Origin of the sequence: Zoogloea sp. (assembly GCF_041904905.1) — a bacterium.
Classification (GTDB): domain Bacteria; phylum Pseudomonadota; class Gammaproteobacteria; order Burkholderiales; family Rhodocyclaceae; genus Zoogloea.
This window is the reverse complement of record NZ_JAYRMI010000101.1, coordinates 1-10,774: the sequence shown is the minus strand read 5'-3', so window position 1 is coordinate 10,774 and position 10,774 is coordinate 1. Positions and strand designations below refer to the sequence as shown.

General features: G+C 67.6%; 16 protein-coding genes. 3 read left to right on the top strand and 13 right to left on the bottom strand.

From position 1 onward, the window contains the following. On the top strand, window positions 1-668 hold a 668-nt coding region (locus ACE3N6_RS18220; protein WP_374247245.1), incomplete at its 5' end, for a DUF769 domain-containing protein. A gap of 639 nt (window positions 669-1,307) precedes the next feature. Here ACE3N6_RS18220 and nifS read toward each other — a convergent pair. The 4 genes from nifS to ACE3N6_RS18200 all read right to left on the bottom strand — a co-directional run bounded on the left by nifS (window position 1,308) and on the right by ACE3N6_RS18200 (window position 4,989). Then, a complete protein-coding gene (gene nifS, locus ACE3N6_RS18215) occupies window positions 1,308-2,516 on the bottom strand; it encodes a cysteine desulfurase NifS (protein ID WP_374247244.1) in 1,209 nt (402 codons plus the stop codon). A gap of 178 nt (window positions 2,517-2,694) precedes the next feature. After that, on the bottom strand, window positions 2,695-3,591 hold the full coding sequence (gene nifU, locus ACE3N6_RS18210; protein ID WP_374247243.1) for a Fe-S cluster assembly protein NifU: 897 nt from the start codon (window positions 3,589-3,591) through the stop codon (window positions 2,695-2,697). Window positions 3,592-3,603: 12 nt separating this feature from the next. Next, window positions 3,604-3,927, bottom strand: coding sequence for a HesB/IscA family protein (locus tag ACE3N6_RS18205; RefSeq protein ID WP_374247242.1), 324 nt, complete (start codon window positions 3,925-3,927; stop codon window positions 3,604-3,606). A gap of 126 nt (window positions 3,928-4,053) precedes the next feature. Then, window positions 4,054-4,989, bottom strand: coding sequence for a LysR family transcriptional regulator (locus ACE3N6_RS18200; protein ID WP_374247241.1), 936 nt, complete (start codon window positions 4,987-4,989; stop codon window positions 4,054-4,056). Window positions 4,990-5,094: 105 nt separating this feature from the next. On the opposite strand from ACE3N6_RS18200, the gene ACE3N6_RS18195 reads away from it, so the two are divergent. After that, window positions 5,095-5,649, top strand: a complete 555-nt coding sequence (locus tag ACE3N6_RS18195; RefSeq protein WP_374247240.1) for a pyridoxamine 5'-phosphate oxidase family protein — start codon at window positions 5,095-5,097, stop codon at window positions 5,647-5,649. Window positions 5,650-5,676: 27 nt separating this feature from the next. Beyond that, on the top strand, window positions 5,677-6,270 hold the full coding sequence (locus ACE3N6_RS18190) for a glutathione S-transferase family protein (RefSeq protein WP_374247239.1): 594 nt from the start codon (window positions 5,677-5,679) through the stop codon (window positions 6,268-6,270). Window positions 6,271-6,281: 11 nt separating this feature from the next. Here the strand turns inward: ACE3N6_RS18190 and ACE3N6_RS18185 are convergent, their stop codons facing one another. The 9 genes from ACE3N6_RS18185 to ACE3N6_RS18145 all read right to left on the bottom strand — a co-directional run. Next, window positions 6,282-6,698, bottom strand: a complete 417-nt coding sequence (locus ACE3N6_RS18185) for a hypothetical protein (RefSeq protein ID WP_374247238.1) — start codon at window positions 6,696-6,698, stop codon at window positions 6,282-6,284. Between the two features lie 2 nt (window positions 6,699-6,700). After that, window positions 6,701-7,063: a hypothetical protein gene (locus ACE3N6_RS18180; protein WP_374247237.1), complete on the bottom strand. Its 363-nt coding sequence runs from the start codon at window positions 7,061-7,063 to the stop codon at window positions 6,701-6,703. Further along, window positions 7,063-7,344, bottom strand: coding sequence for a ferredoxin III, nif-specific (gene fdxB / locus ACE3N6_RS18175; RefSeq protein ID WP_374247236.1), 282 nt, complete (start codon window positions 7,342-7,344; stop codon window positions 7,063-7,065). The genes ACE3N6_RS18180 and fdxB overlap by 1 nt, the downstream gene beginning before the upstream one ends. A gap of 6 nt (window positions 7,345-7,350) precedes the next feature. Beyond that, complete coding sequence (locus ACE3N6_RS18170; protein ID WP_374247235.1) at window positions 7,351-7,563, bottom strand: CCE_0567 family metalloprotein; 213 nt, start codon at window positions 7,561-7,563, stop codon at window positions 7,351-7,353. Window positions 7,564-7,577: 14 nt separating this feature from the next. Next, window positions 7,578-8,042: a NifX-associated nitrogen fixation protein gene (locus ACE3N6_RS18165; RefSeq protein ID WP_374247234.1), complete on the bottom strand. Its 465-nt coding sequence runs from the start codon at window positions 8,040-8,042 to the stop codon at window positions 7,578-7,580. After that, window positions 8,035-8,505 carry a SoxR reducing system RseC family protein gene (locus ACE3N6_RS18160; protein WP_374247233.1) on the bottom strand — a complete coding sequence of 157 codons (471 nt, stop codon included), beginning with the start codon at window positions 8,503-8,505 and terminating at the stop codon, window positions 8,035-8,037. Before ACE3N6_RS18160 ends, ACE3N6_RS18165 begins: the two co-directional genes overlap by 8 nt. After that, a complete protein-coding gene (locus tag ACE3N6_RS18155) occupies window positions 8,502-8,921 on the bottom strand; it encodes a NifB/NifX family molybdenum-iron cluster-binding protein (RefSeq protein ID WP_374247232.1) in 420 nt (139 codons plus the stop codon). Before ACE3N6_RS18155 ends, ACE3N6_RS18160 begins: the two co-directional genes overlap by 4 nt. Window positions 8,922-8,937: 16 nt before the next feature. Continuing rightward, window positions 8,938-10,335: a nitrogenase iron-molybdenum cofactor biosynthesis protein NifN gene (gene nifN, locus ACE3N6_RS18150; RefSeq protein WP_374247231.1), complete on the bottom strand. Its 1,398-nt coding sequence runs from the start codon at window positions 10,333-10,335 to the stop codon at window positions 8,938-8,940. Between the two features lie 10 nt (window positions 10,336-10,345). Beyond that, window positions 10,346-10,774, bottom strand: a 429-nt coding sequence (locus ACE3N6_RS18145; protein WP_374247230.1) for a nitrogenase component 1, incomplete at its 5' end; no start/stop codon positions are given.

Below are 10,774 nucleotides of genomic sequence, written 5' to 3'. Positions count from 1 at the left end.
ACCGCGTTTCCCACGCCTACCTGGACGGCGTCAATATCAGCGCGTGCTATAGCGGTGCCGAACCCGGCGATGTCCGATTCGAGATGGTGACGTATACCAGTGGCGAGGCAAGGACCCCGAATCCGCCGGTACCAGGTTACATCCTGAATCGACGTGACTATCAACCTCCACACCCGGGAAGAAGCGCAGCATCCCAGCTGCTCGGCACCAAGCACAGAAACGCCTACTTTGGCTACGACTTCATGACGTTCGATGAATTCTGCGGTGACTGGACCGCCGGGGGCGCGGTGACGCTAGGTATCCGGGACCGGCGCGCCGAGTCGATAGAACACCTTATTCTGGATAAAGAAACCTGGACCCGTGACTACAATGCAGAAAAGATCGCCGAAGGCACCCATTTCAGAGCGTTCCTGGACCCCACCGAATACGTGGTGCGCAACGGTAACCGCTGGGTACATCTGCGCGAAAGAAGCCCGACCGTGCCGGGCATGGACGAGCACGACGTCTGGCTGCTCCCGGTAGGCGATTCGAACTATTACTTCTACCTGGCGTTCGGCCATATGTACGGGGCGCGAATCGAGCAAAACGCCGAGTACGTGAAAGTCCAGAATCTGGTTGATCGGATCATCGATTCCTTCGTCGTGGAGAAACTGGAAGCGGAGAAATAGTGCGGCCTCCGCAATCCGGGCCGGGCGGGCGCCTGGAGAACAGGGCGCCCACAACACCCGATGACCATCGACGGGTCACCCTGAACGATCGTCACACCCGTTCCTGGCGCGGCGTCAGCAGATCGTCGGCGGAGGAAAGACCGGAGCGGGGCCAAGCTTGCGTGCTGCGGCGCCAAGCTTCGATGCCGGGGCGCCAACATCGATCATGGGTTGAGGCAAGCAGGTCTGGCGAGGTCGAAGCTGCTTTGGCACGGCCAAACACAGTTTGGCGCGCGGCAAACACACTTTGGCACCGCCAAACACACTTTGGCGTGCGGCGAACACACTTTGGCGTGCGCCAAACTGTGTTTGGTGACGCCAAACTCAGATCGGCGGCGCCAAACTCAGTTCTTGTGACGCCAAACAAAGATCGGCGGCGCCAAACTGTGTTTGGCGCACAAAAAACGATGTTTGGCGCCACCGATCAAGCTTTGGCGCTGTCGGATGGCCGTTTTTTGTGTGGCATTGCTGCAAAACAGCCAGATTCGATGGTGTTTTCGTGTTTTGCGGGCCACGCGGCGGGCTTGCAAAAAAATGCCCCGGAATCGCTTCCGGGGCCAAGCCTTGGTTACTGCTCGAGGAGTGAGGTTCGGCGCATGCCTACGCGTAGGTGGGGGCGAAGCTGGCCTCCGGGTTGGCGGAGGGGCCTTTTTCGCCCCAGTAAGGCGAGAGCTTGCGCAGTTGTTCGATGATGGGCGGCACGGCGGCGATCACGCGGTCCACCTCGTCTTCGGTGTTGTACACCGATAGCGAGAAGCGGATGGTGCCGTGGGCGGCGGTGTAGGGGATGCCCATGGCCCGCATGACGTGGGAGGGCTCCAGCGAGCCCGAGGTGCAGGCCGACCCGGAGCTGGCGGCGATGCCCAGCTTGTTGAGCAGCAGCAGGATGGCCTCGCCCTCGATGTACTCGAAGGCGATGTTGCTGGTGTTGGGCAGCCGGTTGGCCACGTCGCCGGTGGGGAAGCAGTGGCTGATCTGGCTGAGGATGCCCTGCTCCAGCTTGTCCCGCAGGGCGCGCACGGTGGTGTTCTCGGCGTCCATGTGCTTCATCGCCAGCTCGCAGGCCATGCCAAGGCCGACGATGGAGGCCGAATTCTCGGTGCCGGCACGCCGGCCGCGCTCCTGGTGGCCGCCCCGCAGCAGGGGGCGGAAGCGGCAGCCACGGCGCAGGTAGAGCACGCCGATGCCCTTGGGGGCGTGCAGCTTGTGGCCCGAGAGCGACAGCATGTCGATCTTGGTGTTCTTCAGGTCGATGGGGATCTTGCCCACGGCCTGCACGGCGTCGGTGTGGAACATGATGCCCTTGGCCGCCGCCAGCGCGGCCATCTCCTCCACCGGGAAGAGGGTGCCCGTCTCGTTGTTGGCCCACATCACCGACACCACGGCCACCCGGTCATTCAGCAGCGACTTGTATTCGTCGATGTCGAGGCGGCCTTTTTTATCCACCTTGAGCTTGTGGACGATGTAGCCCTCTTTCTCGAGCCATTCGCACAGGGTGAGGATGGCCGGGTGCTCGACGACGGTGGTGATGACCGTGTTGCGCTCGGGCTGGGCCTTGAGGGCGGAGAGGATGGCGGTGGAGTCGGATTCGGTGCCGCACGAGGTGAAGATGATCTCCGAATCGTGCTCGGCGCCCAGCAGCGCCTGCACCTGGCTGCGCGCCTTCTTGAGGGCCTTGCCCACTTCGCTGCCGAAGGCGTGGATGGACGAGGCGTTGCCGAAGTGCTCGGTAAAGAACGGGAGCATGGCCTCCACCACCGCAGGGTCGACCCGCGTCGTGGCGTTGTTGTCGAGATAGACGGGTTTCATGGCACGGGCCTCTCTGATTCTCTGTTGGATTTCAATTCGCGGTGCGAAGCGGGCGCGTCACCCGCACTGATCGAAGGTGCCAACCCTTCGGGCCGGCTGCGCACGGCCGCTCCGAAGCGGCCGGCCCGCCCCCCAGTGGGGGGAGGCGCCGCAGGCGCTTCGGGGGGCGTCCTTCATCTCAGGCTTCGACGGGCATGTGGGAGGACGGAAGCACCTGCACCAGCTCGCCCAGCGCCTCGATCATCTTCTGCTGGATGCCGCCCAGGGTGGCCGCTTCCATCATGCAGCCGGAGCAGGCGCCCTTGAGGTGCACGTAGATCTTCTTGCCCTGCACGTCGGCCAGCTCCACGTCGCCGTGATCGCGCTGGAGCATGGGGCGCACGGATTCGAGCACCTCCTCGATCTTCTTGATCTTCTGCACCAGGGTGAGCTTGGATGCGGGCGGCTTGGGCGCCTCCGGGGTGGCCGGGCAGGCGGGCGGGGGCGACACTTCGCCGGGGCCGGCGCGCTCGGCCTTCACCTTGGCGAGGATCTCCTCGATGCCCTCATGGCAGGCGGCGCAGCCACCGCCGGCCTTGGTGTAGAAGGTGACCTCCTCGACCGTGTTGAGGTCGTTGGCCTTGACCACGTCCTCGATCATCACCGCGTCCACGGCAAAGCACTTGCAGATCAGCGCGCCTTCCTCGTGGTCGTCGCTCCACTCCTCGCCCCGGTAGTTGGCGATGGCGGCCTGCAGGGCCTCGCGGCCCATCACCGAGCAGTGCATCTTCTCGGGGGGCAGGCCGTCCAGGTAGTCGGCGATGTCCTGGTTGCTCACCTTGAGGGCTTCGTCGAGGGTCATGCCCTTGATGATCTCGGTGAGGGCGGAGGACGAGGCAATCGCCGACCCGCAGCCGAAGGTCTGGAAGTGGGCGTCGAGGATGACTTCGGTCTCGGGTTCCACCTTCAGCATCAGGCGCAGGGCATCGCCGCACTGGATGGAGCCCACGTCACCGATGCCGTTGGCCTCTTCCAGCGGGCCGGAGTTGCGCGGGTTGAAGAAGTGCTCGCGGACCTTGTCTGAGTATTCCCACATGACGGTGACTCCTTAAACCGAGAACGAAGAGCCGCAAGCGCACTTGGCGGTCGCGTTGGGGTTGTCGAACTTGAAGCCGGTGTGGGTGAGGGTGTCCACGAAGTCGACGGTGACGTTGTCGATCATCGGCATGGTCATCGGGTCCACCAGCAGCTTCACGCCTTCGATCTCCAGCTCCCAGTCGTCCTCGGCCTTCTCGGCTTCGAGTTTCATGCCGTACTGGAGGCCGGAGCAGCCGCCGCCCGACACCACCAGGCGCAGGCCGGCAACAGGGGTTTCGGAGCCACGGATGAAGCGTTGGACGGCTTTGACGGCAGCGGGGGTGAGGTTAATCATCGCGGTTCTCCAATGGGGGGTTGATACCTCCCATCTGCAAGCGCCGTGCCACGCCAGGCGCTGCAGCTAAACCGTTGTTTTGGCGGGCCTTGATGGGCGGCGCCGGGTGTCGGAGGGGTGTCGGGTTTACGACAAAGGGTGGCTTTGCCCCGTCGCCTGCGGCGTGCCGGGGGTGAGGCGCAGGCGCAGCCGCGGCACCGCCCAATCCACAAACGCCCGCACCCGGGACGGCAGCAGGCGCCCGTGGGGGTAGAGCAGGCTCACCGGCACCGCGGGCGGTGCCCAGTCGTCGAGCACCCGCTGCAACTCGCCCGCCCCTTCGGCGGCCTGCACCTGATAGGCCAGAAAGCGCCCGCAGCCGATGCCCTTGCGGCAGGCGTCCAGCGCCACGTCCACCTGATTGGTGGCGAAGCTGCCCCGCACCGGCACCCGCAGCCGCTCGCCGCCCCGCTCGAAGTGCCACTCGTGCCCGTCGCCCAGCCCGGTGAGGCGGATCGCCGCATGGCCGGCAAGCTCCGCCGGGTGGGTGGGCCGGCCGTGGCGCGCGAGATAGGCCGGGCTCGCGCAGGTCACCCGGCGGGTGCTGCCCACCGGCACCGCCACCAGCCCCGAATCGGGCAGCGGGCCGATGCGCAGCGCCAGGTCGATGCTCTCGTCGAGGAGATCGAGCACCCGGTCCACCAGCAGCAGCTCGACGCTCATCTCGGGGTGCTCGGCGAGGAAGTCGGTGACCACCGGGGCCACATGCAGCCGGCCGAACATCACCGGCGCGGTGATCGTCAGCCGCCCGGACGGCCGCGCACGCCGGGCCGCGACGGCGTTCTCCATGTCGGCCAGATCGGCCAGCAGGCGCCGGCTGCGCTCCAGGTAGTCGCGTCCCTCTTCGGTGAGCGCGATGCGCCGGGTGCTGCGGTTGAGCAGGCGCACCCCGAGGGATTCCTCCAGCGCCGCGAGGCTGCGCACCACCGCCGCCAGCGACACCCCGAGCCGCTCGGCGGCGGCGGTCAGGCTGCCGGCCTCGACGATGCCGATGAAGATGTTCATCGCCTTGAACTTGTCCATGGGGGCCAAGATTAAACCGATTGGCGGATGAATGTAATTCCGCAAGCCCCGTTTATTGCCGCCACCGAAAGGATCACGATACGCAAAACGCTCTGGAGAAGCCTCATGTCCCGCCACTTTGCCGACCTCACCTGCACCCCCGGCGTTCGCGCCGCCCAGGCGCGCTTTCTGGGTGCACCGCTGCCCACCCCCGCCGGCAGCCCGGAGGCGAGCCTGGGCGAGCGGGAGCGCAGCTTCATCGCCGCGCGCGACAGCGCCTATCTGGCCACCGTGGGCGAAGGCGGCTGGCCCCACGTGCAGCACCGGGGCGGCCCGCCGGGCTTTCTGCAGGCGATCGACGCGCGCACCCTGGCCTTCGCCGACTACGGCGGCAACCGCCAGTTCGTGAGCGTGGGCAACCTGCTGGGCCACCCCAAGGCGGCGCTGATCCTGATGGACTACCCCCGGCGGCGGCGCCTCAAGCTGCTGGTGGAGATCGACGTGCTGCCGGCCGACGAGGCCCCGCCCGCGCTGCTGGCCGCCGTGAGCCTGCCCGACGCGCCGCCCACCGAGCGGGTGCTGGTGCTGCATGTGGCGGCCTTCGACTGGAACTGCTCGCAGCACATCACCCCGCGTTTTTCCGCCCGCGAGCTGGCCACCCAGGCCACGCCCGCCCCCTGACACCCCCCAACCCAAGGAGACCCCCCCATGAAGCTGTACGACCTCGCCCACTCCGGCAACTGCTACAAAGTCCGCCTGTTCGCCGCCCTGGCCGGCATTCCGCTGGAGATCGTGGCGGTGGATTTCCTGGCCGGCGAGCACAAGCGCGCGCCCCTCATCGAACTCAACCCCTGGGGCGAACTGCCCGTTCTGGTGGATGGCGAGGTGGTGCTGCGCGATTCCCAGGCGATCCTGGTCTACCTCGCCCGCCGCTACGCCGACGACGCCTGGCTGCCCGCCGAACCCGCCGCGATGGCCGCGGTGGTGCAGTGGCTGTCCACCGCGGCCAACGAGGTGCAGAACGGCCCCTGCGCGGCGCGGCTGGTGGACAAGTTCGGCTACGCCCTCGACAAGGCCGACACCCTGCGCCGGGCGGCGCGCATCCTGCCGCTGATCGACGCCCGGCTGGCCGACCATGACTGGCTGGCGCTGGACCGGCCGACCATTGCCGACTGCGCGGTGTTCCCCTACGTGGCGCTGGCGCCGGAAGGCGGCGTGGCGCTGGACGACTTTCCCCACATCCGGGCGTGGATCGCGCGGGTCAGGGCGCTGCCGGGCTTTGTGCCCATGCCGGGGCTGTGAGCCGGCGCGGGTCAGCCCAGCACGTGCTCGTAGGTGCGGCGCAGGAGCTGGCGCTCCACGTCGCTGAGGGCGCGGGATTCGGTGATCGCGATGAAGCGCCCGCCGGCCCGCTCCGCCGCCGCAAAGGGCGGGTCGATGCCGGCGAACACGCCCAGCAGCACCGGCACGTCGCCCCCGGGGGTATCCACCCAGGCCTGAAAGTCGCCTTCCGGGTCGATGGCGCCTTCCGGCAGGCCCAGCCGCACCTCGGCCTCGCGCACGACGGCGGCGGGGTGGATCTGGACCTTGGGCGACCAGTCCTCGTCCCGCAGCGCGGCCAGCGCCGGCAGCGCCTTGAAGGCGACCACCCCGTAGGGCAGGCACAGGAAACGCACCCGCCCGCTGGTCTTGTGTTTGTGCAGCAGGATCAGCCGCGGCTGGGCGTCCATCGTCAGCTCATGTAGGCGGCGATCACCGCCTCGCCGCGCAGTGTGTCGGGCTTGCCCCACACCTGCACGGCTTCCACGTAGCTGTCGGGCTTGTCCGGGTGGGGCAGCAGCACCTGGTATTCGGCAAACACCCGCCCGTCGGGAAAGAGCGTGACGGTGCCGAAGCGGGCCGCGCCCCGCCAGGTGCCCACCAGACTCACCTCCTGCGAGAAGGGGTCGGTCTTCTCCTCGAAGGAGAGCAGCGACCAGTCGGGCTCGTTGCCGATGGACAGGCCCAGGCTTTCGACCTCCCGCCGCAGGGCCGCGCACACGGCGGCCCCGGTGGCGGCGTCGGGCTGCGCGGCGGCAGGCACGGGCCCGGCCATCACACGCTCGCCGGCGCGTAGGTGTAGCAGTCCTTCGGGCACACCCGCCCGCAGGAGCCGCAGCCGATGCAGTCGGCGCCGTTGGCGATGGACATCACCATCATGTTGTCGTCGTCGGAGTCGTCGTCGTCCTCCAGCTCGCGCTCGACCAGATCGAGCACGTTGCGCGGACAGACCTTGTAGCAGCGGCCACAGCCGATGCACTTGGCCTGATCCAGGTTGGTGACGAATTCGGGCGTCCAGGCAACGCCCCCGCGGGTCAGGCCAGTGATCTGCGCCATGATGGTTCAACCTTTCTGTGCCGCAGCCAGCCGGGCGTTGGCCTCGGCCCAGGCCTGACAGGCGTCGTAGGTGGATTGGGAGATGCCCGGAATCTCGTGGTAGCCCGCGGGCAGGCGGTCTTCCACGAGGTCGTGCAGCTGGGAGGCCCATTCGGAAGCGATGCGCTTGAGCTTCTTCACTTCCTTGTCGAGGGCCGCGATCTCTTCGGCGGTGCTCATGACGGCCTCCCTGCTCACATCCCGGCCACGGCGGGGTATTCGCCGATGCGCTCAAGCGCCACGGAGAGGATCTTGTCGGCCTCGTCCTTCATCTTGGAGAGGCTGGCGAAGCCGAAGCGATGCACGTCGCGCAGGGTGCGATCCACGGCAACCAGCTTGCCCACGGTGATGAGCGCCCGGCCGAAGCCTTCGTGGGTGAGGTGCACCAGCGGCACGGCGAGCTGCTTGCATTCCTTCTCGATGAGCACGGCGATGGCGTTGTAGAAGGCCTTGACGCGAGAGATGGTCACGTCGTCCGGGTCGCCGATGAGGGGGATCTCGGCCTTGCGCTCCTTGGTGAGGATGTAGGGGTCGAGGATCTTCTCCACCGTCCAGCCCTGGTAGGTGCCGTAGGTGTCGAGGGCGCGCATCTGGCGGGCCATCTCCTTGATGAAGTCGGTGTCGAGGATGGGGTCGCGTTCGACGACGGGGTCAGTCATGATGAAACTCCTGGATGGAAATGGGTGAGGAAGGGGTGCGGATGGGCACGAGGCGCGGAGCCGGCATCAGGCGGGGCGCCAGGGCCACGGCGAAGCGGGCGAGGATCAGGGCACCGAGAAAGCCGCCCATCGCCCCCAGGGCGGTGACGCCGTCGCGGCCGTCGAAGGCTGCGGCAAGCGCAGCCCCCAGCAGCATGGCGATGGCCGGGAAGAGATAACCGAGCACGGCGCTGGCCGACAGGCCCGCCGCCGGCAGGCCGACGCAGACCGCATCGCCCACCTCGACGCCCGCTTCGAGGGGCACCGTGAGCAGCGTGGCCGGGCGCTCGCCGGCCATCTTGCCCATGCCGCAGGCGCTCACGTGGCCGCAGGACGCGCAGCCGCCGGTCTCCATGGCGACGATGGCCTTGCCGCCCTCGATGCGGCGCACCACGCCGCGGTGTTCGATGAAAAGCGCGCTCATCCCTGCCAACCCTCGTCTTCCATCGCCGCAAAGCGGTCGTCGGATTTGGTCTGGGCGGCGATGGCGCGGTCGATCCACTGCACGCCGCCCTCCTTCATCGCGCGGCCGATCTCGGCCAGCAGCTCGGGGATGGCGTCCACCTCGTCGGTGCGGATCGGCTGGATGCCCTTGGCCATGAGCTGCTTGATCGCCGAGGCGCCAATGGCCATCACGTACACCGCGTGGCAGCCGGCGAGAAACTCCACCTTGGCGGCGAGCTTGTTCTCGTTGCCGTCCATCGCCTCTTCGGGAAAGTCGGCGACGCCCACGAGGGTGGCCTTGTCGGGCACCACCTCGTAGATGGCGAAACCTTCGGCGGCGCCGAAGTGCTGATTGACCCGACTGCGGTCGGTGGAGGCGAAGGCGACCCTGAGCACGGCGGCGGGCTCCTCTTTAATGGACCAGACCAGTTGCAGACGACGGGGAGCCATGGTGGTCGCCGAGGCAGGGCTCGGCCCGGTAGATTGATTGATAGGGTTCGAGTTCATGGTGTTGCCTCAGCATCAGGTTGGCGAAATCGAACAAGGCCTGCCGCGTGCCGCGGTAGCCCACCCAGGTGCGCGCGTAGCCGCCCACCTGGTCGTATTGGGGAAAGCCGGCCCGCATCAGGGGGAGGCCCAACCGTTCGGCGGTGCCCGCAGCGTGGGAGTTGGCGACGATCGCCTGGGCGCCGCCGGCGCGGGCGTCCTTCTCCAGGTCTTCCAGGTCGCCGATGACGATCTTCGGCACCGGCAACGCGGCGAGGCTCTCGTGCTTGGCCGGGCTTACCGCGGCGACGATCTCTGCGCCCATGCCGGTGAGGAAGGTGGCCTGCATGCCCAGCAGGTCCGGGTCGGCGGCCAGGGCCACGCGGGCAAAACCCAGCATGAAGTGGCAATCGACCATCGCGTCCTGCAGCTGGGCGCGCCAGCGGTCGATGCGCGCCGGCACCGGCTGGCCGGAGATGTCGGCCAGCGCCTGGGTGAAGGTGTCGCAGTCCTCCAGCCCCATCAAGCCGGCAAAGCGGTAGTCGGGCACGCCGGTGCGGGCGTGGAGCAGATCGGCCGCCTTGTAGAGCGACGGGCCGACCACCAGCGTGGCGGCTGATTCGCCCATGATCTCGATCTCCGCCCGGGGCGTGCCGCCGATGGTGAGGGAGGAGAACTCGGCGTCGGTGAGGTGGCCGTCGAGGGAGTCGCCGATGTCCGGCAGCACCACCGCGCGCAGGCCGAAGGCTTCGATCCACTCGCGGATCGCCTCGATGTCGCCGGGGGTGAGCATGCCCGAGGCGAGTACGTTCACCTGCTTGGGCCGCCGGCCGGCGCTGCGGCCTTCGGGCACCAGCACGTCGATCATCGATTCCACCGCCAGGGCGTAGCCGCTCTCCAGGCAGCCCACGTAGTCGGGCGTGTTCACCGGCACCACCGCCACCCCGGCGTACTCCGGGTGCTTCTCGCGGAAGATCCGCACCGTGCGGCGGATGTCGGTGCCCTGGGTTTCCGACAGGCCGGTGGTCACCAGCCCGATCACGTCGGGCTTGCTCTTCTCGGAGAGCACCCGCAGGCCCTCGACCACGTTGTCGTCGGCGCCCATGATCGACGCCACCTGATCCATCGCCGTGGTCTGCAGCGGGATCGGCTCGCGGAAGTGGCGCACGAAGAACACCTTGCCGAAGGCCGTGCAGCCCTGCGAGCCGTGCATCAGCGGCAGGCTCCGGCCCAGGCCCAGGAAGGCCAGCGAGGCCCCCACCGGCTGGCTCACCTTGAGCGGATTGACCGCCAGCGCCTTCTTGGAATGGACGATTTCAGCCATCTTGATCTCCTCAGGCGGCGAGCACGGAGCCGGGGCCTTGCTTGGCGGCCCACGGGGCGGGTTTGCGCACCGACGCCCACACCGGGCTGCCCATCGACAGCGCCAGCTGACGGGCCAGCTCTTCCATGCCGGCGTAACCGGCGTAGCCGAATTCCCGCTCCTGGTTGATGTCGAGGAAGGGAATCCGCGCCTTGAGGGCCGTGTAGAGGTTGCGGCCGCCGGCGATGAGGATGTCGGCCTTGTACTCGTGGTAGGTGGACAGCAGCGCCTTCGGGCTGCCGTCGTCGATCATCTTGGTGTCGTCGCCCATCAGTTCGCGGATGCGCGCCTTGTCTTCCTCGGTCGACTTCTTGGTGCCGGTGGCGACCACCTTCATGCCCAGATCCTGCAAGGCGGAAACGATGGACCACGACTTGACGCCGCCGGTGTAGAGCAGGAC